The sequence below is a fragment of the Streptomyces sp. NPDC002623 genome, assembly GCF_053592635.1.
This window is the reverse complement of the sequence record NZ_JBSFWB010000004.1, coordinates 363270-386102: the sequence shown is the minus strand read 5'-3', so window position 1 is coordinate 386102 and position 22833 is coordinate 363270. Positions and strand designations below refer to the sequence as shown.

At 70.8% G+C, this 22833-nt stretch carries 23 protein-coding genes and 1 tRNA gene; 13 read left to right on the top strand and 11 right to left on the bottom strand.

Features of this window, described 5'->3' with window-relative positions; all coding sequences use genetic code 11:
- The first annotated feature begins 25 nt into the window (after nt 1–25).
- Nucleotides 26–694 (top strand): LytR C-terminal domain-containing protein, encoded by a 669-nt coding sequence (locus ACWD4O_RS09810; RefSeq protein ID WP_451279110.1) that lies wholly within the window; start codon nt 26–28, stop codon nt 692–694.
- 62 nt (nt 695–756) lie between these two features.
- Here ACWD4O_RS09810 and upp read toward each other — a convergent pair whose 3' ends face one another.
- Nucleotides 757–1392 carry a uracil phosphoribosyltransferase gene (gene upp / locus ACWD4O_RS09805; protein WP_450950338.1) on the bottom strand — a complete coding sequence of 212 codons (636 nt, stop codon included), beginning with the start codon at nt 1390–1392 and terminating at the stop codon, nt 757–759.
- 724 nt (nt 1393–2116) lie between these two features.
- Here upp and ACWD4O_RS09800 point away from each other — a divergent pair.
- The 3 genes from ACWD4O_RS09800 (at nt 2117) to ACWD4O_RS09790 (ending at nt 3302) form a co-directional block, all read left to right on the top strand.
- A complete protein-coding gene (locus ACWD4O_RS09800) occupies nt 2117–2662 on the top strand; it encodes a tRNA adenosine deaminase-associated protein (protein WP_451279351.1) in 546 nt (181 codons plus the stop codon).
- A 56-nt stretch (nt 2663–2718) separates the two neighbouring features.
- A complete protein-coding gene (gene tadA, locus ACWD4O_RS09795; RefSeq protein WP_451279107.1) occupies nt 2719–3150 on the top strand; it encodes a tRNA adenosine(34) deaminase TadA in 432 nt (143 codons plus the stop codon).
- A 67-nt stretch (nt 3151–3217) separates the two neighbouring features.
- Nucleotides 3218–3302, top strand: a tRNA-Ser gene (locus ACWD4O_RS09790).
- On the opposite strand, the gene ACWD4O_RS09785 is transcribed toward ACWD4O_RS09790, so the two are convergent.
- The gene (locus tag ACWD4O_RS09785) at nt 3297–3542 is read right to left on the bottom strand and encodes a PLDc N-terminal domain-containing protein (protein WP_451279105.1); all 246 of its coding nucleotides are present in this window, start codon (nt 3540–3542) and stop codon (nt 3297–3299) included. The genes ACWD4O_RS09790 and ACWD4O_RS09785 overlap by 6 nt on opposite strands.
- A 235-nt stretch (nt 3543–3777) precedes the next feature.
- Between ACWD4O_RS09785 and ACWD4O_RS09780 the strand changes: the two genes are divergently transcribed.
- From ACWD4O_RS09780 to ACWD4O_RS09760, 5 genes are all read left to right on the top strand, one after another.
- Complete coding sequence (locus ACWD4O_RS09780; RefSeq protein ID WP_351907891.1) at nt 3778–3948, top strand: hypothetical protein; 171 nt, start codon at nt 3778–3780, stop codon at nt 3946–3948.
- A 17-nt stretch (nt 3949–3965) separates the two neighbouring features.
- Complete coding sequence (locus tag ACWD4O_RS09775; RefSeq protein WP_450950334.1) at nt 3966–4259, top strand: Dabb family protein; 294 nt, start codon at nt 3966–3968, stop codon at nt 4257–4259.
- Between the two features lie 250 nt (nt 4260–4509).
- Entirely contained in the window at nt 4510–5382 is an 873-nt protein-coding gene (locus ACWD4O_RS09770; RefSeq protein WP_398421109.1) for an RNA polymerase sigma factor SigF, read from the top strand.
- A gap of 360 nt (nt 5383–5742) precedes the next feature.
- Nucleotides 5743–6645 (top strand): RNA polymerase sigma factor SigF, encoded by a 903-nt coding sequence (locus tag ACWD4O_RS09765; protein WP_451279103.1) that lies wholly within the window; start codon nt 5743–5745, stop codon nt 6643–6645.
- Between the two features lie 65 nt (nt 6646–6710).
- On the top strand, nt 6711–7511 hold the full coding sequence (locus tag ACWD4O_RS09760) for a hypothetical protein (protein ID WP_451279101.1): 801 nt from the start codon (nt 6711–6713) through the stop codon (nt 7509–7511).
- Between the two features lie 56 nt (nt 7512–7567).
- Here the strand turns inward: ACWD4O_RS09760 and ACWD4O_RS09755 are convergent, their stop codons facing one another.
- The gene (locus ACWD4O_RS09755) at nt 7568–7765 is read right to left on the bottom strand and encodes a hypothetical protein (protein WP_451279099.1); all 198 of its coding nucleotides are present in this window, start codon (nt 7763–7765) and stop codon (nt 7568–7570) included.
- 247 nt (nt 7766–8012) lie between these two features.
- On the opposite strand from ACWD4O_RS09755, the gene ACWD4O_RS09750 reads away from it, so the two are divergent.
- The 4 genes from ACWD4O_RS09750 (at nt 8013) to ACWD4O_RS09735 (ending at nt 12561) form a co-directional block, all read left to right on the top strand.
- Nucleotides 8013–8552 (top strand): MarR family winged helix-turn-helix transcriptional regulator, encoded by a 540-nt coding sequence (locus ACWD4O_RS09750; RefSeq protein WP_451279097.1) that lies wholly within the window; start codon nt 8013–8015, stop codon nt 8550–8552.
- 13 nt (nt 8553–8565) lie between these two features.
- The gene (locus ACWD4O_RS09745; RefSeq protein ID WP_451279095.1) at nt 8566–11136 is read left to right on the top strand and encodes an MFS transporter; all 2571 of its coding nucleotides are present in this window, start codon (nt 8566–8568) and stop codon (nt 11134–11136) included.
- Nucleotides 11137–11219: 83 nt separating this feature from the next.
- Nucleotides 11220–12041, top strand: a complete 822-nt coding sequence (locus ACWD4O_RS09740) for a YceI family protein (protein ID WP_451279093.1) — start codon at nt 11220–11222, stop codon at nt 12039–12041.
- A 49-nt stretch (nt 12042–12090) separates the two neighbouring features.
- Nucleotides 12091–12561: a PPOX class F420-dependent oxidoreductase gene (locus ACWD4O_RS09735; RefSeq protein WP_351907840.1), complete on the top strand. Its 471-nt coding sequence runs from the start codon at nt 12091–12093 to the stop codon at nt 12559–12561.
- 87 nt (nt 12562–12648) lie between these two features.
- On the opposite strand, the gene ACWD4O_RS09730 is transcribed toward ACWD4O_RS09735, so the two are convergent.
- The 8 genes from ACWD4O_RS09730 to ACWD4O_RS09695 form a co-directional block, all read right to left on the bottom strand.
- On the bottom strand, nt 12649–13407 hold the full coding sequence (locus ACWD4O_RS09730; protein ID WP_451279090.1) for a TetR/AcrR family transcriptional regulator: 759 nt from the start codon (nt 13405–13407) through the stop codon (nt 12649–12651).
- A gap of 145 nt (nt 13408–13552) precedes the next feature.
- A complete protein-coding gene (locus ACWD4O_RS09725; RefSeq protein WP_451279087.1) occupies nt 13553–14956 on the bottom strand; it encodes an MFS transporter in 1404 nt (467 codons plus the stop codon).
- Between the two features lie 95 nt (nt 14957–15051).
- Nucleotides 15052–17313 (bottom strand): ArnT family glycosyltransferase, encoded by a 2262-nt coding sequence (locus ACWD4O_RS09720; RefSeq protein ID WP_451279085.1) that lies wholly within the window; start codon nt 17311–17313, stop codon nt 15052–15054.
- Entirely contained in the window at nt 17310–18914 is a 1605-nt protein-coding gene (locus tag ACWD4O_RS09715; protein ID WP_451279083.1) for a glycosyltransferase, read from the bottom strand. Before ACWD4O_RS09715 ends, ACWD4O_RS09720 begins: the two co-directional genes overlap by 4 nt.
- Nucleotides 18915–18928: 14 nt before the next feature.
- Nucleotides 18929–20560, bottom strand: a complete 1632-nt coding sequence (locus ACWD4O_RS09710; RefSeq protein ID WP_451279081.1) for an ATP-binding protein — start codon at nt 20558–20560, stop codon at nt 18929–18931.
- Complete coding sequence (locus tag ACWD4O_RS09705; RefSeq protein WP_351907830.1) at nt 20557–21297, bottom strand: response regulator transcription factor; 741 nt, start codon at nt 21295–21297, stop codon at nt 20557–20559. The genes ACWD4O_RS09710 and ACWD4O_RS09705 overlap by 4 nt, the downstream gene beginning before the upstream one ends.
- Nucleotides 21298–21552: 255 nt before the next feature.
- Nucleotides 21553–22437 carry a DUF2797 domain-containing protein gene (locus ACWD4O_RS09700; protein WP_451279078.1) on the bottom strand — a complete coding sequence of 295 codons (885 nt, stop codon included), beginning with the start codon at nt 22435–22437 and terminating at the stop codon, nt 21553–21555.
- On the bottom strand, nt 22358–22783 hold the full coding sequence (locus ACWD4O_RS09695; RefSeq protein ID WP_451279076.1) for an HGxxPAAW family protein: 426 nt from the start codon (nt 22781–22783) through the stop codon (nt 22358–22360). Before ACWD4O_RS09695 ends, ACWD4O_RS09700 begins: the two co-directional genes overlap by 80 nt.
- Between the last annotated feature and the right edge of the window lie 50 nt (nt 22784–22833).

Genomic DNA, 22833 nt, shown 5'->3' with positions numbered 1-22833 from the left:
CGCCCGGGCGCACTACGCTGCGCCCATGAGCATGCTGACTCCCCCCGGCATGGGCGGCAAGTACCGGATCACGGGGGACAAATACCCCCGCATGCGCCCCCACCGACGACGCGGCAGGCTGGCCGTCGTGGTCGTCGGCTGCGGTGCTGTGCTCGGCGTGGCCGGCTGGGGCACTCTGCAGCTCATCGACGTCTTCACGGGCGGCGGCGGGACGGCCTCGGCCGCCGGCGCCGCCTGCGCGAAGAACTCGACGAAGGCGAGCGCCGTGCCCTCCGCCTCCGCTGCCGCAGGTGCCGCCGCGGCCACGGGCGCGGTGCCCAAGCCCGCCCAGATCACCGTGAACGTCTTCAACGCCACGACCCGCAGCGGTCTCGCCAAGACCACCGCGGACGAGTTGAAGAAACGCGGCTTCAAGATCGGCGAGGTGGGCAACGCCAGCAAGCAGTACGACAAGAAGGTCACCGGCACGGGGATACTGCTCGGCCCCGCGGCCTCGCTGAACACCTCGCTGCCGGTCCTCGCCACGCAGCTCGGCACCGCCGAGCGCCGCACGGACGCCGCCCGCACGGGCACGACCGTCGACCTGATCATCGGCAACGGCTTCAAGACCCTGACGCCGCAGGCAGCCGCGGCCAAGGCCCTGACAGCCCTGTCCGAACCCCGCCCGACGGCATCCACGAAGCAGAGCTGCTAGCAAGCCTGCCGGCAGCCTCTGACCGCCTTCGGACCCTCGAGCCGACCGGATCGGCTCGAGGGTTACTCGGCTGCGCCGTACAGACGGTCGCCCGCGTCTCCCAGACCCGGGACGATGTAGCCGTGCTCGTTGAGGTGATCGTCGACGGCTGCCGTGACGACCGTGACCGGGGTGCCCGCGAGCTCGCGCTCCATGATCTGCACGCCCTCGGGGGCGGCGAGCAGCACCACGGCCGTGACGTCGTCGGCGCCGCGCCGGATCAGCTCGCGGATCGCGGCGACCAGCGTGCCGCCGGTGGCCAGCATCGGGTCCAGGACGTACACCTGGCGGGCGGAGAGGTCCTCCGGCATACGCGTGGCGTACGTGGACGCCTCCAGGGTCTCCTCGTTGCGGATCATGCCCAGGAAGCCCACCTCGGCCGTCGGCAGCAGCCGCATCATGCCGTCCAGCATGCCCAGGCCCGCGCGCAGGATCGGCACGACCAGCGGGCGCGGGTAGGAGAGCTTGACGCCGGTGGTCGAGGCGACCGGCGTCTTGATGTCGACCTGCTCGGTGCGCACGTCACGCGTGGCCTCGTAGGCGAGCAGGGTGACCAGTTCGTCGGCCAGCCGGCGGAAGGTCGCGGAGTCCGTGCGCTGGTCGCGCAGCGTGGTGAGCTTGTGGGCGACCAGGGGGTGGTCGACGACGTGGAGACGCATGGCCACAACAGTAACCGGGCCGAACCCGCCCCGCCGTCCCGCGGCCTGCTCCGTTCGCTCGCATCAAACCGCCCGTCGGAGGGAAAGCGGGGGAAAGGTGTGCAGACGGACCGGGGTGCCCGGGGTGGTGTGCTGATGTCCGACCTGCCCGACGACGAAGTGCCGGAGGCGGCGGAGCCCGCCGGGACCGCCGAGGCCGAGTCCGACGCCGAGTCCGAGGCCGACGTCGAGGTCGAGGTCGAGGTCTGACGTCGAGGCCGAGGTCGAGCGCCGTCGGCGGCGCGCCCGGTTCCTGCGCGAGCCGGCCGAGGCCCGCGCACTGCTCGACCGGGTCTCGCCGCGCCGCGCGAAGACGGCTCGCCTGCGCCACGCGAAGCGCATGCGCACCTTCCGCTGGTAGCCGCAGCCGTACGGGACTTGGGGCATACGGGGAAGATCGCCACCGTCACGGGTGTCGCATGGGGTGGGCGTGCGTGGGCGCACGGGAAAGCCGCGTACGATCCGCTCGTGGCCGCAACGAGTGTGCTGGTGAGTCGCGCACGGACGTCGCCAAGGACGTGCGATCAAAACCACCGGACACAGGGAGCCGAAGACGTCCCCTGAACGCCTTGTTTCTGCCACGATTCCGAGTGGGTGGGGCTCGGAGCCTGAGCTCTCTCTCCGCCCGTAACCTCCGCCGGGGGGACCCCCAACCGGCACGCCTATGACCAGTGGGAGAGTCACGGTGTACTTCGCCGCACTGCTCGCGCGCACCGAAGACGGGTGGGAAGCGAGCGACACAGAGCTCGACGATGTGGAGACCCTGTCGGATCTGGCCGACCTGGCCCGGGAAGCCTCTCCCGACGACGACACGGTGCTCGTGCTGATCGAGCAGGAGGACTCCTGGTTCGGGGTCGTCCGCATCGACGGCGAGGAGGACCCTCGCATCTTCGTCTCCGACGCCGCAGCCGCCGCCCGCAGCTCGTACGGCGAGATCCTGCTCACCGACGAACTGCTCGGAAGGGATCCGGGTGACGACGACGACCTGGACGCCCTCGACCTCGACGGCACCGAGGACGGTGAGAACGACAACGACAACGACGATGAGGAGTCCGGCGGCACCGAGGCCACCGGCTCCGCCGAGGCCGTGCCGCACGGCCCGGTCGGCGACGCCCGCATCCTCGACGACCTCGGCGTCGGCGAGAAGGAACTGAGGTCGCTGTCCGAGGACGCGGTCACCGAGATCGCCGAGGCCCTGGGCGCCTCGGAGGTCCTGGAGACCGTCCGCTGACCGCACCCGACCGGGGTCGGACGCCCGACCCCGTACGCGACCGCTGGCGGGCCGCGATGCGGCTCGCCCTGGAAGAGGCCAGGCTGGCCGGCGACGGCGGAGACGTCCCGGTCGGCGCCGTCGTGCTGGGTCCGGACGGCACGACGGTCCTCGCGGCCGGCCACAACGAACGTGAGGCCGACGGCGATCCGACGGCCCACGCGGAGGTGCTCGCCGTCCGGCGGGCGGCCGCCGCGCTCGGCGAGTGGCGACTGTCCGGCTGCACGCTGGTGGTGACCCTCGAACCGTGCACGATGTGCGCGGGCGCGATCGTGCAGTCCCGCGTGGACCGGGTCGTCTACGGCGCCCGCGACGAGAAGGCGGGCGCGGTCGGCTCCCTGTGGGACGTCGTCCGCGACCGGCGGCTCAACCACCGCCCGGAGGTCGTCGAGGGCGTCCTCGCAGAGAGTTGCGCGGACCTCCTCACAGAGTTCTTCCGCGACCGCTGAGTCCTCGCCCGACCCCCTCCGAATACCGATTTCAAACCGGGGCTCACCGTGCTGTAAGGTCTGTCTCGGTAGCGTGTCCGAGCGGCCGAAGGAGCTCGCCTCGAAAGCGAGTGTGGCGCAAGTCACCGAGGGTTCAAATCCCTCCGCTACCGCGCTTGAGCGAAGGGCTCGACCCCAGGGGTCGGGCCCTTTGCCGTGTTCGATATCGGCTTCTTGCCCAGGTACAGCCAGACGAGGCCGCCGAAGACCGGGGCGTGCAGCAGGAAGAGCAGCCACAGCAGCTTCGGCACGTACCGGACCCGCTCTGCGGGGGTGCGGACGCAGTCGACGATCGCCGACAGGATCAGCAGGGCCGCGAGCAGCATCAGCGCGGCGAGCGGCAGGTCCGTCATTCCCAGCATTTTTCTTCCCTCTCGTTCGGCCTCGCGCCCTTCGCGTCGGGCGCGTTCTCCCCCTCATCGGACGAGGGCCCCCGATCGGTTCACGGTCCGGTTCACGAATCCGCTCGCGATCGGTTCACGAACGCGCCGCACACGCTCAAAAGCGGTGTGAAAATCGCACTTGCGGTTACACTCGCCGCCGTCAACAGGGGCCCAAGTGGGCACATACAGGGGAGGCCAGGTGGCGGTGAACGCCAAAAAGATCGCCGTCTACGTACTCGTGGTCTTCGTGCTCTACGTGATCATCACGGACCCGTCCAAGGCGGCGGACTACGTCCAGATAGGCTTCGAGGGCATATCGGACGCCGCCAAGGCCATCGGGGACTTCTTCACCTGGCTCGCCGACGGGGCGAAGTAGCACCTACGGGAGTGCCCATGATCCGCCACCTGGTCCTTTTCAAGCTCAACGAGGGCGTCGAGCGCGACGATCCCCGGGTCGCGCAGGGCGAAGCGGCCTTCCGGGGCCTGGGCGGGCAGATCGACGAACTGCGCTTCTGGGAGCTGGGCTGGAACGTCAGCGACCGTCCCATCGCCTACGACTTCGCCATCAACTCGGCCGTCGAGGACGCGGACGCGCTGAAGCGGTACATCGAGCACCCGGCCCATCAGGCGGGCGTCGCGCTGTGGCGGGAGTTCGCCACCTGGGTGGTCGCCGACTACGAGTTCTGAGGCGTCCCCACCGCCGGAACAGCGGCGGACCCTCGCGGGAAATTCGTCGGCACTTCGCCGGTACTTCGCCGGTACAGCGCCCTCCGCCGGAACGGCGGGGGGCTTTTGTGCGTCCGAACAGCGATGAATACCCCAACTTCTCCCTCAACACGGGGTTATGGGGTGCTTGCACACAGTGCACATGTCTTGTGATGCTATGACCGCTTTTGACGGATGAGTTGACCGATGTTGACCTGACGAAGAGGTGGCGTTGACCGTGTCGGCCAGTACTGCGCCGCCTCAGGAAGAGGCACCCCCGGCACCCGCCCCGGAGACCGTGCCGACGCCCGCCCCCGAAGCCGTCCTGACGCCCGAGCGGCGGCGCGGCGCCGACACCCGGGCGCTGACCCAGGTGCTGTTCGCCGAACTCAAGGAGCTCCAGCCGGGCACGCCGGAGCACAACCGGGTGCGCGGGGCGCTCATCGAGGCCAACCTCCCGCTCGTGCGCTACGCGGCCGCCCGCTTCCGCTCCCGCAACGAGCCGATGGAGGACGTCGTCCAGGTCGGCACCATCGGTCTGATCAACGCCATCGACCGCTTCGACCCGGACCGGGGCGTGCAGTTCCCCACGTTCGCCATGCCCACGGTCGTGGGCGAGATCAAGCGGTACTTCCGGGACAACGTCCGCACGGTCCACGTGCCGCGCCGGCTGCACGAGTTGTGGGTGCAGGTCAACGGCGCGACCGAGGACCTGACCACCGCCTTCGGCCGCACTCCGACGACGGCCGAGATCGCCGAGCGGCTGCGCATCGCCGAGGACGAGGTGCTCTCCTGCATCGAGGCGGGCCGCTCGTACCACGCCACCTCACTGGAGGCGGCCCAGGAGGGCGACGGTCTGCCGGGCCTGCTGGACCGCCTCGGCTACGAGGACCCGGCGCTGGACGGCGTGGAGCACCGCGACCTCGTCCGCCACCTTCTGGTGCAGCTCCCGGAGCGCGAGCAGCGGATCCTCCTCCTGCGCTACTACAGCAATCTGACGCAGTCCCAGATCAGCGCCGAGCTCGGCGTGTCCCAGATGCACGTGTCCCGGCTGCTCGCGCGCAGCTTCCAGCGACTGCGCTCCGCCAACCGCATCGAGGCGTGAGCCGTCGACGTGTGAGCCGTCGACCCGTGAGCCGGAGAGTCCGGCCCTGAGGACCTGATCCGGGGCTCGGGACACGTAGCTCGATCGGGGATCGCAAGCACGAGCGAGTCGTCACCGCTTGGAGCGAATCGGTCAACAAAGCAGTTCCCGGCCGAACTGGGCTGAAAAACCGTCACACCCCCTCTTTCCAGGGCTGTTTCGTTACTCACATGTCGACATGTCACTACAGCGTGTTGCCGACATGTGACATTCTGCCGGAAGCGCGTTTGCCGGGGCCTCGGCTCCGGTATTCAGGTGAAGGCTGACGTTCCTCAAGCAAGAGCGTTCGCCGCGACCGTCCCGCGACCCAAAGGGGGTGGCATGTCCGCAGATCAGGGCAGCTCGAAGGTGCTCACGCTCACCAAGAGCGAATCCGCGCCCGTCGTGCCTGTCGAGCCCGACGTGCTCGACGACGTCATGGCCCCCGAGGCCCCCGAAGCCCCGGCCCTCACGACCACGGGGGCCATCGACACCCGCACCCTGTCCCGCTCCCTGTTCCTGCGACTGGCCACGCTCGCCGAGGACAGCCCCGAGCGCGTGTACGTCCGGGACACCCTCATCGAGCTCAACCTCCCGCTGGTGCGCTACGCGGCGGCCCGCTTCCGCTCGCGCAACGAGCCGATGGAGGACATCGTCCAGGTCGGCACCATCGGCCTGATCAAGGCGATCGACCGCTTCGACTGCGAACGGGGCGTGGAGTTCCCGACGTTCGCGATGCCGACGGTCGTGGGCGAGATCAAGCGCTTCTTCCGCGACACGTCGTGGTCGGTGCGCGTCCCGCGCCGCCTCCAGGAGCTGCGCCTGGCCCTCACCAAGGCCAGCGACGAGCTCTCCCAGAAGCTGGACCGCTCCCCGACGGTCGCCGAACTCGCCGCGGTGCTGGGCGTGTCGGAGGAGGACGTCGTCGACGGCCTCGCGGTCGGCAACGCCTACACGGCCTCCTCGCTGGACTCCCCGGCCCCGGAGGACGACGGCGGCGAGGGCTCCCTGGCCGACCGCCTCGGCTACGAGGACACGGCCCTGGAGGGCGTGGAGTACCGCGAGTCGCTGAAGCCGCTGCTGGCCAAGCTCCCGCCTCGGGAGCGCCGGATCATCATGCTGCGCTTCTTCGCCAACATGACCCAGTCCCAGATCGGCGAGGAGGTCGGCATCTCCCAGATGCACGTCTCCCGCCTTCTCACCCGGACCCTGGCCCAGCTGCGCGAGGGCCTGATCTCCGACTGACCCGCCCGAGTTCCTGCTCGGGCAGGGGACTTCCTTCCTGACGGAGTGTCAGCGACACTGTCGCGATGCGAAGTCCGACACGGGCACGTGGCCGCCGGGGCGCCGTATGGGGCGCGTCGGCGGCCGCCGTCGTGGTGGGAGCGGCGGGACTGCTGGCCGGCTGCGGAGGCGGCGGCCATGGAGGCGACTATGTCGCCATCGGCGCCGCGGGCGGCCCGGCGCCGCCGGGCGCTCGTGCGGGCGACTCCGCGGATCCGACGGGCGGGGTGCGGCTCGTTCCGCTGGACGGCGGCTCCCCCGACGCAAAGCCCGATCCCGGTACGACGGGGACAACAGGTACGACGGGGACGACGGGGACAACTGCGCAGGAGGCGGGGGACGGCACCTCGCGTCTCACGGAGCCCGGTTCCGGTTCCGGTGCACCGCAGGCCTCGACCGGCCAGGGCGGCGAGAGCGGCCAGGGCGGCCAAGGGGGCGGGGGCGGCCGTACGACCCCGAATGCCCCCGTGCCGACGCCCACAGGCCCGTCACCGGCCCCCTCCGGCAGCGCGCCCGCCGGACCGGCCGCGCTCTCCGTGAGCGAGCCCGTCCGCGCGGGCACGGATCAGCGGTGGTGCGAGGACGTGACCCTCGCCTTCCACAACTCCGGCGGCACGGCGGTGGGTTCCGGCACGGTCACCTTCGGGACGCACGTCGTCGACCTGCTCGGCATCGACTGGGCCACTCGTGAGTCGACGGCCCCGCTTCCGACGCCGATCGCCGCCGGCGCGCACGAAGAGCGGACCTGGCGGGTGTGCGTCGACGCATGGCGCGTCCCGCTGGGGATGCATGTCGAGACGCGGGACGTCTCCGTGCGGTGGGAGTGAGAAGGCCTTACCGAGAAGAACTGCTCACTTCAAAGACTGCTTACTTCGAGGACTGCCTACTTCAGCGCCAGCCAAGCGACCGCCGCGACGATCACGACCGCGGCGATGATGCCGACGATCAGGCCGATGCGGGGGCCGGCCGGCGCGGGAGCCGGCTGGGCGGCCCGAGGGGCGCCCTCGTCGACGAACGCGCGGAACATCTGGGTGCTGCCGGCGGGGTCGTGGTTGCCCTGGGGGCCCTGCGTGTTAGCCATGGGCCGAGACACTAGCGAAAACGACGGGTGCGGCCCAAGTGGGGGTCGCCACAGGCACTGTGAGGTCGACCGGTCCGGCCGCTTCGACCAGCGGGTTCGCCGACTCCAGGTCCGCCGATCCGACCTGCACGTTTACCCTCGCAATACTTGCCTTTGCCAACTTTTTGCGGCGCTCGCACCCGTTTTATTTGCCTGCAGCAACCAACCGCTTCTATGGTTGCCCTAAGCAACGAAACCGGGAGGTGTGATGGCCGCGCAGGCCCAGTACGAGGAGCTGGCACGACAGCTCAGCGCCGTCGGCGCCGTGAAGCGGGACCTCGGACGGATCCTGCCGCAGGACTGCTCCGCGGGCTCGGCCGCCGTACTGGCGCTGCTCGGCCGCCACGGGGACATGCGCATGAGCAACCTCTCCGAGCTGCTCGCCGTCGACATGTCGGTGACCAGCAGGCATGCCGCGCATCTCGCCGAGCGGGGCTGGCTCGAGCGCTCCCCGGACCCGGCGGACAAACGCTCCCGCATCCTGCACCTCACCCCGGCGGGCCACGCGATGCTCGCCGAGCTGTCCCGGCGGAGCGCCGATCTGCTGGCGGAGCGGCTGGGCGACTGGACGGACGCCGAGGTCGGCCTGCTCATCGGGCTGCTGACCCGGCTGCGCACCAGCTTCGGGGACTGCCGGACGATCGCGCACCGGCCGTCGCCCCCACCTGCGCCCCCACCCGTGCCCCCACCCCCCGTTCCCGTAAGCGAACGAACAGAGACCACCCGTACACCCGCAGAAGCAACGTAAGAGAAGGAAGCTCATGGCAACGACCACACCGGCCGGTGTGCGGGCTCATGCGAAGCACGGCGGAGGGTCCCACGGCTCCGCCGAGGCCGCTCCGATGACCCACCGGCAGATCATGGAGGCGCTCTCCGGGCTGCTGCTCGGGATGTTCGTGGCGATCCTGTCGTCCACGATCGTCTCGAACGCCCTTCCGGAGATCATCGGCGACCTCGGCGGCGGGCAGTCCGCCTACACCTGGGTCGTGACCGCCACCCTGCTGGCGATGACGGCGACCACCCCGCTCTGGGGCAAGCTCGCCGACCTGTACGACAAGAAGGCGCTCGTCCAGATAGCGCTCGTCATCTACGTGCTGGGATCGGCGGCGGCCGGGCTGTCGCAGAACTCCGGGATGCTGATCGCCTGCCGGGTCGTGCAGGGCGTCGGCGTCGGCGGTCTGTCCGCCCTCGCACAGATCGTCATGGCGGCGATGATCTCGCCGCGTGAGCGCGGCCGTTACTCCGGATACCTCGGCGCGACCTTCGCCGTCGCCACCGTCGGCGGTCCGCTGCTCGGCGGTGTCATCACCGACACCAGCTGGCTCGGCTGGCGCTGGTGCTTCTACGTCGGCGTGCCGTTCGCCGTCATCGCGCTGATCGTGCTGCAGAAGACCCTGCACCTGCCGGTCGTGAAGCGGGACGTCAAGGTCGACTGGGCCGGCGCGTTCTTCATCTCGGCGGCGGTGTCGCTGCTGCTGGTCTGGGTCACCTTCGCCGGTGACAAGTACGACTGGCTGTCATGGCAGACGTACACGATGATCGCCGGTTCGATCCTGCTCGGGCTCGTCTTCGTGTTCGTCGAGTCGCGGGCGGCCGAGCCGATCATCCCGCTGCGGCTGTTCCGCAACCGGACCATCACCCTCTCCTCCCTCGCCTCGATGTTCGTCGGCGTGGCGATGTTCTCCGGCACGGTGTTCTTCGCCCAGTACTTCCAGCTGGCCCGGGACAAGTCGCCGACCATGTCGGGCGTCATGACGATCCCGATGATCGGCGGCCTGTTCGTCTCCTCCACCGTCTCCGGGCAGTTCATCACCCGCACCGGCAAGTGGAAGGCCTGGCTGGTCAGCGGCGGTGTGCTCATCACGGCCGGCCTCGGACTGCTCGGCACGATCCGCTACGACACGGACTACTGGAAGACCGCCGTCTTCATGGCGCTGCTGGGTCTCGGCGTCGGCATGATGATGCAGAACCTGGTGCTCTCGACGCAGAACCAGGTCGACGCCAAGGATCTCGGCTCCGCCAGCTCCACCGTCACCTTCTTCCGGTCGCTCGGCGGTGCGATGGGCGTCTCGGCGCTGGGCGCCGTCATGGCCAACCGCATCACCGACTACGCCAAGGACGGCATCGCCGACCTCGACCCCAAGTACGCCTCCCTCGCCTCCGGTTCCTCCGGCCAGATCCCGGACATGGACAAGCTGCCCGCGCCGCTGCGCACGGTCATGGAAAGCGCGTACGGCCACGGCATCGCGGACGTCTTCATGATCGCGGCCGGCCTGGCGCTGCTCGCCCTCCTGATCACCCTGTTCATCAAGGAGGTCCCGCTGCGGACGAAGGGCGCGCTGGCCCAGGCGGCGGAGACTCCGGACCAGACGGAGACCCCGGCTGCGGAGACTCTGGCCGCGGTCGCTGCCACAACCACCCCTGCCGCGGTCGCCGCCGAGGAGAAGGTCCCCAGCTGGGCCGTCACCGAGTCGGCCGCGGATGCCGGTCCCACGGCCGGTCCGGAGGACGCTCAGCGGCTCTCCGCCGTCGCCGCCGTCGCCGTCGCCGAAGCGCCGCAGGCGCCCTCGGGCGGCGTCCCGGTGCACGGCTTCGTGCGCGGCGCGGAGAGCGCGCCCGTCCCGCAGGCCGCCGTCACGCTGATCTCGCTTGCCGGACGGCAGCTCGGCCGGTCGGTCGCGCAGGCCGACGGTTCCTACGGGCTGGACGCGCCGGGTACGGGTTCGTACGTGCTGATCGCCGCCGCGGACGGGTTCCAGCCGCAGGCCTCCACGGTCGTCGTGAACGGCGAGCCGGTCGCGTACGACATCCTGCTCAGCGGGACCAGCGGGCTCAGCGGTGTCGTGCGGGCCGCCGAGTCGGGCGACGGCGTCAAGGACGCGATGGTGATCGTCACCGATGTGCGCGGCGATCTGCTGGCCACCGCAGCCACCGGTGAGCAGGGCGGGTTCGCCTTCACCGAGCTGGTGCCCGGCGCCGTGACCGTCGCGGTGAACGCCGTCGGGTTCCGGCCGCGCGCCCTGCCCGTCGAGGTCGGCGCCACGGGTGTGACCCGGGTGGAGGTCGTCCTCGACGCGGGCGCGCAGCTCCGGGGCGTCGTCCGGACGCCGTACGGTCCGCTGACCGACGCGCGCGTGACGCTCGTGGACGCGGCGGGCAATGTGATCGGCACGGCCACCACCGGCGCGGACGGGGCGTACGCCTTCGCCGATCTCGACGGCGGCGAGTACACGGTCATCGCGACCGGCTACCCGCCGGTGGCCACCGCGCTGACCGTCGCGGGCGCCGGCGTCGACGGGCACGACATCGAACTCGCCCACCCGGGCGAGTAGTCCACCGGTCCACCAGTTGTCGGCTCCGGCCCGGTGCGGGGTTCGCCCCGCACCGGGCCGGTTCCAGTTGAGGAGTACGTGAGATGGCACTGACCGCGAAGATCCGCACGCGGGACGGGTGGGCCGTGTCGCACGCGGTCGTCACGGTGACCGATATGACGGGCGGCCAGGTGCTGCGCGCCGAGGCCGACGGGGAAGGCACCGTGCGGGACGCCACCGAGCTCGCCCCGGGGGCGTACACGGTGATCGTCACGGCCGTCGGGTACGCGCCGACGGCGTCCAGCGCGATCGTCACGGCGAGCAGGCGGGCCGAGCTCGGGACCGTGACGCTGGCCCGGCAGGGCGGCACGGAGCTGCCCCCGCCCGGCCCGTGGACCGTGGACCCGGCGCACTCGACCGTCGGCGCGGTCGCCCAGCACCTGGGCATCAGCAGCGTGCGCGGCCGGTTCACCGAGTTCTCGGCGGCGATCGAGGTCGCCCCGGACGACGTCGCCAAGTCGCGGGTGGAGGCGGTGATCCGGGCGGCCTCCATCGACACCGGCAACGCCACGCGCGACACCCATCTGCGCTCGGCGGACTTCCTGGACCTCGAGACCCACCCGGAGATCGTCTACCGCTCGACCGGGCTGACGGTGGCCGGCCAGGACCGCTGGACCGTCCACGGCGAGCTCGCCCTGCGCGGCGTCGTACGGCCCGTCGACCTCGACCTCGCCTACCTCGGCACCGGCTCCGACCCCTGGGGCGGCACCCGGGCGGCCTTCCGGGCGACGACGGAGCTGCGGCGCGAGGACTTCGCCATGAACTACAACCAGGTCGTCCAGGCGGGCATCGCGGCCATCGGCACGACCCTGAAGGTGGAGCTCGACGTCCAGGCGGTGCAGGGGGACGCGCTGCCGCAGGCGTAGGACCGGCAGGGTCACGTGCGGCCGGCCGTCCGCCGCCTAGGCTGAGCCCATGGCACCGAACATCGCGACGAACACCAAGGTCTCCCTGGACGAGCTGCTGGACTTCGTCCGCCCCCGGCACCGCGCGATCCTGCTGACCCGGCGGACCGACGGCAGCTCCCAGGCCTCGCCGCTGACCTGCGGGGTCGACGACTCCGGGCGGATCGTCGTCTCCACCTACCCCGAGCGGGCCAAGACGCGCAACGCCAAGCGGGACGACCGGGTCGGCGTCCTCGTGCTGAGCGACGACTGGAACGGGCCGTGGGTCCAGATCGACGGCACGGCCGAGGTCGTCGACGCGCCCGACTCCGTCGAGCCGCTCGTGGAGTACTACCGCAACATCGCGGGCGAGCACCCGGACTGGGACGAGTATCGGCAGGCCATGCTCAAGCAGGGCAAGTCGATCATCCGGATCACCCCGCAGCGGTGGGGACCGGTCGCGACGGGCGGCTTCCCGGCACGACTCGTCGCCGACCAGTAGTCCGTCCGGCCGGTCCGCCCGGCCGGTCCATTCGGCTGGTCCGTCCGGTGGATCCGTTTGACTGGTCCGTCCGGCCGGTTCGTCGGGTCAACCCCGTTCGACCATCGCCTCGATGCCGGCGATCACCAGGTCGAGGGAGAAGTCGAAGTCCCGCTCCCACATCTCCTCGACCGTGCCGCCGCCCCGGGCCGCCATGATGTCCTCCGACTCCTTGACGATGTCGGCGGCCTGCGGGGCCTGCGTCACCGTGCTCATGGCGTGCCGGAAGTACTCGTCCGGGGTCATGCCCCCGGCTCTGGCGCGGGCGATGAAGTGGCCCTCGATCGTGCCGAAGCCGTACACGAACTGGAAGACGGAGGACGTGGCCGCCGCCAGACCGTGGAGGGGCAGCCCGGTGCGGCGGATGAGGTGCTGGACGACCCGGGAGAAGGCCAGGTTGTTCGGGCCCAGGTTGAGGAAGGTGCCCGCCAGCGGCGACACCCAGGGGTGACGGACCAGCAGGGTGCGGTACTCCCTGGCCAGCGTGCGCAGTTGGCCGCGCCAGTCCTCGCCGGAGTCCGGGTCGGGCAGGCTCATCTCGCCGAAGACCGCGTCCAGGGCGAGTTCGAGAAGGTCGTCCTTGGTGTCGACGTACCAGTACACGGACATCGCCGTCACGTTCAGCTCGGCCGCCAGCCGCCGCATGGAGAACCTGGCCAGCCCCTCGGCGTCCAGCAGCCGCACGGTGACCTCGGTGATCCGGTCCCGGTCGAGCCCGGACACCTGCCCCGCGCCCCGCCCACGCCGACGCGCGCTGCCCTCCACCCACACGCTGTGGTGCGCGGCTTCCCTGGCGGTCTCGGCCATGGCGAGGCACCTTCCTGAACTACTGGTCGCTGAGGAAGATGCTATGCGGCGTCCCGCCGACGGGACGCGCGGGACCGCTCCGATCTGCGACTTCCCCAGGATCTGTCCTAGGACCTGGCCCAAGGACCTGGCCCAGGACAGGTCCCTAGGCGGCCAGCACCGACTTCCGCTCTGCCCGGTCCGCCCGCCGCAGCAGCCCGGCCGCTACCGCGCCGCCCAGCAGGACGGCCACCGCCCCCACCGCCTGCCCGACCCCGAGTGCGGTCGACAGCGACTTCCCCGATGCGACGGACGAACTGAGCACCGCTCCCAGCACGGCCACTCCCAAACCGTTCCCGAACTCCGCCAGCGTTCCGTTGATCCCCGCGCCCACGCCCGCCTTCGCCGGCGGTATCGCCTTCATGATCGCGTGGGCCATCGCCGGGTTGGCGACCGCGCAGCCGATGCCTATGAGGACCAGTCCGGCCGCGGTCCCGGCGTACGCCTCGCCGGTCGTCGCGATCGACACCAGCCCGCCCGACATCACGACCATGCTCGCCAGGACCGCCCTCGGCGCCCCCAGCCGCACCGTCAGCTTCGCCGCCACCCCGCTGAAGTTGAGCAGGACGACGGTCAGCGCGAGCGGCGCGGTCCGCAGGCCCGCCTCCAGGGGTCCGTATCCGAGGACGAACTGCAGATGCTGGGTGAGCAGGAAGAGCGCGCCGCTCATCCCGAAGGTGATCAGGACCGCCCCGGCGACCGCGCCGGTGAACCCGCGGTCGCGGAAGAAGTCCAGGTCCAGCATGGGGTACGGGATCCGGCTCTCCCAGTAGGCGAACAGCGCCAGGACGACGACGGCCACCGCCGCGCTCACCAGCACCCGCGCCGACGTCCAGCCGTGCGCCGGACCGGAGATGATCGCGAAGACGAGCGAGGCCATGCCGACGGTGGAGAGGACCGCGCCGAGCAGGTCCGGCCGGTCGCCCTGCGGGTTTTTGGACTCCGGGACCAGGACCACCACGGCCGCCAGTGCGAGGGCCGCGACCGGCAGGTTGATCAGGAAGATCGCGCCCCACCAGAAGTGGTTCAGCATGAACCCGCCGATCAGCGGGCCGGTGGCGAAGCCGAGCGCGTTCACCGCGGCCCAGATGCCGATCGCCCTCGGCTGCTCCTCGGGCGTGAAGATCTGCATCGCCACGGCGAGGGTGGTGGTGAGCAGCAGCGCACCGCCGACCCCCATGCCCGCGCGCGCCGCGATCAGCTGGGTCGAGGTGGTGGCGAGTCCGGCCGCCACTGATCCGATGCCGAACAGCGCCAGGCCGGTGGCCAGCAGCTTCTTCCGGCCGTAGCGGTCGGCGGTGCTGCCCGCGGTGAGCAGCAGGCCGGACTGGACGAGCGAGTACGCGTTGATCATCCACTGGATGTCGGAGGTGGTCGCGCCCAGCTCACGGGTGAGCGAGGGGATCGCGACGTTCAGGATCGTGTTGTCGAGCAGCACGGTGAGCTGCGCGAGGCAGATCACGCCGAGGATCAGCCAGCGTCGGGGGTGGCCCTGGGAGGACATAGACATGCTGTACACCGTAGAAGAGTTCCTCTACACCGCACAACGGAGATACGAGCAAGGGCGGTGGCAATCGGCCACCGCCCTTGCTCAGAGCACTACGGTCAGCTGCTCGCCTTCTGCGTCAGGTCGTAGAAGGTGGCCGAACCGACCGTCACCTTCTTGAAGTTGGCCTCGACCCAGGAGGTGATCTGCGAGGACGTGCCGGTGCTGCTGCTGCCGCCCATGCCGCCGCCGGACGATCCGCTGCTGATGAAGTAGTGGATCTTGCCGTCGGTCACGTACTGCTTGAACTGCGCCAGCGTCGGCGACGGGTCGGTGCCGTTGAAGCCGCCGATCGCCATCACCGCGTCACCCGTGGCGAGCTGGTAGCTCGCGGCGTTCTGGGCGCCGATCGCGGCCGCGGCCCAGGTGTACTTGCCGGAGTCGGCCTCCAGCAGCTTCTTGGCCTCGTCGGTGACCGAGGCGCCGTTCAGCAGACCGCCGACGCCACCGCCGCCGCCCATGCCGCCGCCCTCACCGGTCTGACCGCCGGGCATGCCGCCCTGCTGGTTCTGGCCCTGGCCCTGGCCCTGGTTCTGGCCCTGGCCCTGGTTCTGGGTGTTGCCGTTGGTGTTGCCGTTGCCGTTCTGCTGGTTCTGGCCGGGCATGCCGCCACCGGGGAAGCCGCCCATGCCGCCGCCCTGCTGGTTCTGCGTGTTGCCGTTGCCGTTCTGCTGGCTCTGGCCGCCGGGGCCGCCGCCGTTGCCGCCCCGGCCACCGCCGCCACCGCCCGGGCCGCCGCCGCCCATCATGCTCGCGCCGGCCGGGCCGGCGGTCACGATGGAGCCGGTGTGGCCCTCCTGCAGCGTGCTGATGGTGTACGCCGTCGGACCGGCCAGCGCGGCCACCAGGCCCACGGAGGCCGCCGCGAGGGCGAGCTGACGGTTGATCCGGCCCGCGAAGACCAGGCCGAGAGCTGCGGCCAGGCCGCCGATCAGGACCAGCCACTTCAGCCAGGGCAGGTAGTCGGAGGTGCGGTTGAGCAGCACGTACGACCAGGCGGCCGCCGCGACGACCGAGGCCGCGAGGGTGAGCGAGGCCCACATCTCGGACCGCTTCTCCCACAGGATCCCGGCGCCCATGCCGATCACGGCCGCCATGTAGGGGGCGAGGGCGATCGTGTAGTACTGGTGGAAGATGCCCGCCATGTAGCTGAAGACGACCATGGTGATCAGCAGCGAGCCGCCCCAGACGAGGAACAGACCGCGGGTGGCCGACGTCCGCTTCAGCTTGCGCGTGGCGACCAGGCCGCCGACCAGCAGGACGAGCGCGGCCGGCAGCAGCCAGGAGATCTGGCCGCCGATCTCGGAGTTGAACATCCGGTCCCAGCCGGTCTCGCCCCACTGGCCGGTGGTGCCGCCGCCACCGCCGCCGCCGACGCTGCCGGTCTCCTCGCCGTTGAGGCGGCCGAGACCGTTGTAGCCGAAGGTCAGCTCCAGGAAGGAGTTGTTCTGCGAGCCGCCGATGTACGGGCGGGAGGAGGCGGGCCACAGCTCGACGATCGCGACCCACCAGCCGCCGGACACGATCAGTGCGCCGGTGGCGACGGCCAGCTGACCGAAGCGCTTCTTGAGGCTCACCGGCGCGCAGACCGCGTAGACGATCGCGAGCGGCGGCAGGATCAGGAAGGCCTGGAGGGTCTTGGCGAGGAACGCGAAGCCGATGGCGACACCGGCCCACACCAGCCACTTGGTCCGGCCGTCCTCCACCGCGCGGGCCACGAAGTAGCAGGCCACGGCCATCAGCAGGGCCAGCATCGCGTCCGGGTTGTTGAACCGGAACATCAGCGCGGCGACCGGGGTCAGCGCCAGCACGGCGCCGGCGATCAGACCGGCGGGTGCGCTGAACCGGCGGCGCACGGAGGCGTAGACGACGGCGACCGTGCCGACGCCCATCAGCACCTCGGGGGCGAGGATCGCCCAGGAGTTCAGGCCGAAGATCCGCACCGACAGCGCCATCGGCCACAGTGAGGCCGGGGGCTTGTCGACGGTGATCGCGTTGCCCGCGTCCAGCGAGCCGAAGAAGAAGGCCTTCCAGGACTGGCTGCCGGCCTGGACGGCCGCGGAGTAGAAGGAGTTGGCGTAGCCGGAGGCGCTCAGGTTGTAGAGGTAGAGGACGAGGGTGGCGGCCAGCAGTCCGAGGAAGGCCGGGCGCGCCCAGCGGGGGTCCTCGGGGCGGCCGCGCCACAGTCTGCGGTGCAGGGGCTGCTTCGGCTCACCCGACTCGGGGGCCGGGACGAGCGTTTCCTGCGGGGGCGCCGCGGGCGACGGCTCCCAGTGGGCCGTCGGCTGATCGGCCGTCGGCTGGTCGATGTGCGTGGTCATCGGGCGTCCCCCGGGTCGGTGTCGTGGGGGCGCACCGGCTGCAGCTGCATGGTGGCGTCCCTCCAGGTGCCGTCCGCGGCTTCGCCGGCGCGGAACTGAGTCGTCGTGTCGGTGGCGCCGTGTGCGTGGGTGGCGCTGTGCGGGTGGTGCGGGTGGTGCGCGTGCTGGGGGTGCGTGTGCTGGGGGTGGTGGGAGACCTGGCGCTGCGGCAGCGGCACGAAGGGGCCGCCGGCCTGCGAGGACGCGGTCGGGTACGTCGCCGGGGACGGGCCCGCGGGGTGGACCGGGGCGTGGACCGGAGGGTGGACCGGGGGGTGAGCGGCGGCCGTGGCCAGCGTCGTCGCCGGGTCCTCGCCGTCGTCCCGCCGGTCGGAGAACACCCAGACGCGGAAGAGAAGGAAGCGCAGCACCGTCGCCGCGAGGTTGGCGGCTATCAGGACCGCCAGCTCGGTGGAGTGCGCGGGGTCGGCGGACGCCGCGTTCAGCGCGACGAGCGAGCCGCTGGTCAGCGCGAGGCCGATGCCGAAGACGACCAGGCCCTGTGCCTGGTGCTTGATGGCCCCGCCGCGGCCCCGCACCCCGAAGGTCAGGCGCCGGTTGGCCGCGGTGTTGGCGACGGCGGACACCAGCAGGGCGAGCGCGTTGGCGACCTGCGAGCCGCTGAACTGGCGGAAGCCGCTGTAGAGAAGGAGGTAGAAGAGGGTGGAGAGGCCGCCTACGACACAGAAGCCGACGAGCTGCCGGGCCAGACCCTTGGGCACGTCCTGGATGTCCCGGTCGCGCGGGTCGTCGCCGAACGGTCGGGTGAGCCGGTCCAACGACAGCGAACCGGTGGCCAGGGCCTTGCCCACACGCCACACCCCCTTCAGGTCGTCGGTCGCCGTCTTCACGATGTGCACCGTGGAGTTCGGGTCGTCGACCCAGTCGACCGGCACCTCGTGGATACGGAGCCCGGCACGTTCGGCGAGCACCAGCATCTCAGTGTCGAAGAACCAGCCGGTGTCTTCCACCAGGGGGAGCAGAACTTGTGCGACGTCACGCCGGATCGCCTTGAACCCGCACTGCGCGTCCGAGAAACGCGCCTGGAGCGAGCCGCGCAGGATCAGGTTGTAGGCGCGGCTGATGAACTCCCGCTTCGGCCCGCGCACCACCCGGGAGCTACGGGCCAGCCGGGAGCCGATCGCCAGGTCGGAGTGACCGGAGATCAGCGGCGCCACCAGCGGCAGCAGCGCGTTGAGATCGGTGGACAGGTCCACGTCCATGTAGGCGAGGATCGGGGCGTCCGAGGCGGACCAGACGGTCCGCAGCGCACGGCCGCGGCCCTTCTGCTCGAGCCGGAAGTTCTTCACCTCCGGGATCCGCGCCTCCAGCCGCTGCGCCACCTGCGGGGTGGTGTCCGTCGACGCGTTGTCCGCGATCGTGATGCGGAACGAGTACGGGAACGTCCGCGTCAGATGGTCGTGGAGTCTCTGGACACAGGGCTGGAGGTCCTTCTCCTCGTTGTAGACGGGGATCACTACGTCCAGGACAGGCGTACCGGCTGTGTCGGCCGGGAGGTGCTCCCGCGCCGGCAGGGTGCCGGGAGAAGAGTCGGTTCGCATGCCACCTACTTTCCTCAGGCGCCCTGTTGCACCCATGTGGTGGCACTGTGCTCGACCTGTGAGTCCAGTTGCCAGTTCGTTTCGGGAGCCGGCTGGGGCACAGCGGGGCCGAGTGCGGGCAGATGCACCGTGAACACGGTGTGTCCGGGCACGCTGTCGACGGTCACGGCACCGCCGTGCGCGGTCGCGACGGCCTGCACGATGGCGAGGCCGAGACCGGTGGAACCGGTGGCACGGGAGCGCGCGGAGTCGCCTCGCGCGAACCGTTCGAAGACATGCGGGAGCAGGTCGGACGGAATGCCCTGACCGTTGTCCTGGACGTCCACGCACAGCCACGGCCCACGTCGCTGCACGCGCGCGGTGACGGTCGTGCCGGGCGGGGTGTGCGTACGGGCGTTGGCCAGGAGGTTGACCAGCACCTGCTGCAGCCGGGCCGCGTCCGCCGACACCAGGGCCGGCTCGTCGGGAAGTTCGAGGCGCCAGACGTGTTCGCGTCCGGCGGCGCGGGCGTCGCTGATGGTGTCGATGACGAGCGGGACGAGGTCGGTCTGCTCGAACTGCAGCGGCCGTCCGGCGTCGAGGCGGGCGAGCAGCAGGAGGTCCTCGACGAGGAGGGTCATCCGGCTGGCCTCGGACTCGATCCGGCCCAGCGCGTGCTTGGTGTCGGGTCCGACCTCCTCGCGCCCGCGCCGGGTCAGTTCGGCGTAGCCGCGGATGGAGGCGAGGGGCGTGCGGAGCTCGTGACTGGCGTCCGCGACGAACTGGCGGACCCGCATCTCGCTCTCCTGGCGGGCGTGCAGCGCGCCGTGGACGTGGTTCAGCATCCGGTTGAGCGCGGCGCCGACCTGTCCGACCTCGGTGTGCGGATCGGTCTCGGACTCCGGCACCCGCTCGCTGAGGTTGACCTCGCCGGTGTGCAGGGGAAGCTCGGAGACCCGGGTGGCGGTGGTGGCGACCCGGCGCAGCGGGCGGGTGGCGACGCCGACCATGACGTACCCGGCGATACCGGCGGCCACGAGACCGGCGGCTGTGACGCTGAGCTCGACGAGGATGAGCGTGGTGATGGTGCTGTCGGTGTCCTGGGTGGGGATGGCCACGTAGTACGAGCCCCTGTCCCCGGAGACGTACTTGACCAGGTAGTCGCCCAGCCCGGGCAGTTCGACGCTGTGCGACGAAAGGTCCTGGGTGACCGTGCCGAGGGCGGCCTCCTGGGCCTCGCTCAGGTCCTTGGCCACCATGGGGTTGATCTCGGTGCTGTCGGCGTCCCGCTCACCGAGCTTGGAGTCGGTGATGCTCCCGTTCTCGACCTTCGCGATCAACGTGCCCTGCGGCTGGGGGCCGCCCTTGACGAAGTCGTCCAGGTTGACGGTGCCGGAGGAGCCGGTCGCGCCGAGGGTGGACTGGGTCGGCTTGCCTTCCTTGATCCCGCCCGGCGGCCCCATCCCGCCCGCACGGTTCGCCACGTCCGTCAGCTTGTCGTTGAGCTGGTCGTACAGGTGGGAGCGCAGGGCCAGGGTCGTCACCGTTCCGATCACCGCGCAGACGACGGCGATCAGTACTACGGACGCGACGACGAGTCGCGTCCGCAGGGTGCGCGGCTGTCCCGCTCGTCGCTTCTGCGGACGCGGCCGTCGTCGTGCGCTCATGACGCGGCGGGCTTGATCAGGTACCCGGCGCCACGCCGGGTGTGGATCATCGGCTCGCGACCGGCGTCTATCTTGCGACGCAGGTAGGAGATGTAGAGCTCGACGACGTTGGCCTGGCCGCCGAAGTCGTACGACCACACGCGGTCGAGTATCTGCGCCTTGCTCAGCACGCGCCGCGGGTTGCGCATCAGGAAGCGCAGCAGCTCGAACTCGGTGGCGGTCAGATGGATGTTGTCCCCGGCCCGCGAGACCTCGTGGCTGTCCTCGTCGAGGGTGAGGTCCCCGACGACGAGCACGGAGTCGGAGCGTCGGTCGGCGGCGCCGGAGCGCCGGATGAGCCCACGCAGCCGGGCCACGACCTCTTCGAGGCTGAACGGCTTGGTGACGTAGTCGTCGCCGCCGGCGGTGAGTCCGGCGATACGGTCCTCGACCGCGTCCTTGGCCGTCAGGAAGAGCACCGGCACGTCCGGCAGCTCGCGGCGCATCCGCCCCAGGACGGTCAGCCCGTCCATGTCCGGCAGCATCATGTCGAGAACGACGGCGTCGGGACGGAACTCCCGCGCTGTCTGGATGGCGCCGGTGCCGTCTCCGGCACTGCGGATCTGCCATCCCTCATAGCGCAGGGCCATGGACAGCAGTTCGGTGATCGACAGTTCGTCGTCCACCACAAGCACTCGGACGGGGCTCCCGTCCGGCCTCAGCAGTTCGGTGCGCCCCTGGGGCGAGGTCGTGGTCATGGTGGACACCTTGTCGGGGTCCCCTGAGAACACCCTTTCCCTAATCTGTGATTTCCCTAAGAAACGCACAGGCGCCTCTCAGGCAACGCCTGGGTACTCCTTGCGCCGCCCCGACAGCGCCGGGCGACATGCCCGAAGATTTCACCTTCTGCGCCCTCGCGGACCGCCTTGTCTTAAAACCACATGGGCCGACCGTTCGAACGACGCCTGTGATCCACCTGGGCGATGCACAGGAAGCGGCACCCGCCCGACCGCTCAGAACAGGCCGTCCTGCCGATGGTCGTCGCCTTTGAAACGGCGGACGGGAAGGCGGACGGCGACCTCGTCGGCGTCCGCTGCCACCGGGCCCAGCTCCCAGCCCCGCATCAGCCGTGTGTCCAGCACGATCACCCCTTCCGGGGTGGCCAGATGGAGATCGGGCCCGGCGGCCGCGACCAACCGCCCGCTCAACGAGCCGCCGGGGACGAGCTCGCGCACCTCCCCGAGGGCGGCCGGGGCTGCCGCGAGCCCGAACGCCCGCACATGATCGACGGGTCGGAAGGGAGCGCGCTCCAACGACTCCGGCCAGCCGCCCAGTTCCACGGCCCGTCCGTACACCTCGCGTATCTCAACGGCCCGTTCCTCCTCCGTTCCCGGCAATGCGGCCCGCACCGCCCGCTTCTCGGCGTACGGAATCCGGTCCGGCACCCGCAGCGCGGCCCGCAGCAGCTCCTCGGTGCGCCGGGCGGCCATCAGCGGCCCCGCGCCGAGCCAGCTGAACGAGACCGCGCCCTGCTCCAGCAGCCGCACCGACCCCCGCTCGACCCTCGTGATCCCGACCTTGACGAGGCCGGGCCCGAACCAGGCGAGATAGACGCGGTACGGCCGTGGATCGTCGGCGATCCCGTCCGCCGCGACGGAGTGCGCCCGGTCCAGCCGCGCGCACTCCTCGCACCGGGCCCCGGTACCCCTCCCGGACACCCCCGCCCCCCGGGGACACGCATACCCCCGAGCCCCGACGCACCTGCGCGCACTCCCCACCGCCACCTGGAAGGAGACCTGCTTCCCCCAGGACAGCGGACTACGACGCCCCCCGTCCCACATCAGCACGGGGCTCTCCGCCGACCACCGCAGCCCCGCGCACTTCCATGCCTGTGCCATCACCCGCAACGGTAGGCCCCGGCACTGACAACGAGCCCCCGGCCACCCGGCCGCGTCCGGCGAGCCGGCACCCCAGGCACTCCGGATGCCCCGCCCGGGCCCCGGGATCCCGCACCCGCATGCCCCACTCCGCCCGGGGCCGCGCCCCCGGCGGCTTGCCCCACCCGGCGAGATGCAGCCCCCAGGTGAGCAGCGCGCCCAGTGCGGCGACGACGCCCCCGCCGACCAGCGCGGGCACGGAGACGGCGCACACCCCCACGCCCATCACGGAGACCCCGACGGTCGCGACGGCCACCCCGCTCCACCCGGCGATCGTGTGCCCTTCGTCGTACTGATGCCCAGCCACCGAATCTCTCACCACCTAAGAAGTTAGAGGCAGAAACTTCTTACAAGGTA

Coding starts and splice junctions, on each gene's coding strand:
- ACWD4O_RS09720 (WP_451279085.1), bottom strand. CDS start 17,313: ATGACCACGCACATCGACCAGCCGACGGCCGATCAGCCGACGGCCCAC.
- ACWD4O_RS09745 (WP_451279095.1), top strand. CDS start 8,566: ATGGCAACGACCACACCGGCCGGTGTGCGGGCTCATGCGAAGCACGGC.
- ACWD4O_RS09760 (WP_451279101.1), top strand. CDS start 6,711: ATGCGAAGTCCGACACGGGCACGTGGCCGCCGGGGCGCCGTATGGGGC.
- ACWD4O_RS09750 (WP_451279097.1), top strand. CDS start 8,013: ATGGCCGCGCAGGCCCAGTACGAGGAGCTGGCACGACAGCTCAGCGCC.
- tadA (WP_451279107.1), top strand. CDS start 2,719: ATGCGGCTCGCCCTGGAAGAGGCCAGGCTGGCCGGCGACGGCGGAGAC.
- ACWD4O_RS09785 (WP_451279105.1), bottom strand. CDS start 3,542: ATGACGGACCTGCCGCTCGCCGCGCTGATGCTGCTCGCGGCCCTGCTG.
- ACWD4O_RS09705 (WP_351907830.1), bottom strand. CDS start 21,297: ATGACCACGACCTCGCCCCAGGGGCGCACCGAACTGCTGAGGCCGGAC.
- ACWD4O_RS09730 (WP_451279090.1), bottom strand. CDS start 13,407: ATGGCCGAGACCGCCAGGGAAGCCGCGCACCACAGCGTGTGGGTGGAG.
- ACWD4O_RS09775 (WP_450950334.1), top strand. CDS start 3,966: ATGATCCGCCACCTGGTCCTTTTCAAGCTCAACGAGGGCGTCGAGCGC.
- ACWD4O_RS09735 (WP_351907840.1), top strand. CDS start 12,091: ATGGCACCGAACATCGCGACGAACACCAAGGTCTCCCTGGACGAGCTG.
- ACWD4O_RS09740 (WP_451279093.1), top strand. CDS start 11,220: ATGGCACTGACCGCGAAGATCCGCACGCGGGACGGGTGGGCCGTGTCG.
- ACWD4O_RS09755 (WP_451279099.1), bottom strand. CDS start 7,765: ATGGCTAACACGCAGGGCCCCCAGGGCAACCACGACCCCGCCGGCAGC.
- ACWD4O_RS09700 (WP_451279078.1), bottom strand. CDS start 22,437: ATGGCACAGGCATGGAAGTGCGCGGGGCTGCGGTGGTCGGCGGAGAGC.
- ACWD4O_RS09765 (WP_451279103.1), top strand. CDS start 5,743: ATGTCCGCAGATCAGGGCAGCTCGAAGGTGCTCACGCTCACCAAGAGC.
- ACWD4O_RS09710 (WP_451279081.1), bottom strand. CDS start 20,560: ATGAGCGCACGACGACGGCCGCGTCCGCAGAAGCGACGAGCGGGACAG.
- ACWD4O_RS09725 (WP_451279087.1), bottom strand. CDS start 14,956: ATGTCTATGTCCTCCCAGGGCCACCCCCGACGCTGGCTGATCCTCGGC.
- ACWD4O_RS09715 (WP_451279083.1), bottom strand. CDS start 18,914: ATGCGAACCGACTCTTCTCCCGGCACCCTGCCGGCGCGGGAGCACCTC.
- ACWD4O_RS09810 (WP_451279110.1), top strand. CDS start 26: ATGAGCATGCTGACTCCCCCCGGCATGGGCGGCAAGTACCGGATCACG.
- upp (WP_450950338.1), bottom strand. CDS start 1,392: ATGCGTCTCCACGTCGTCGACCACCCCCTGGTCGCCCACAAGCTCACC.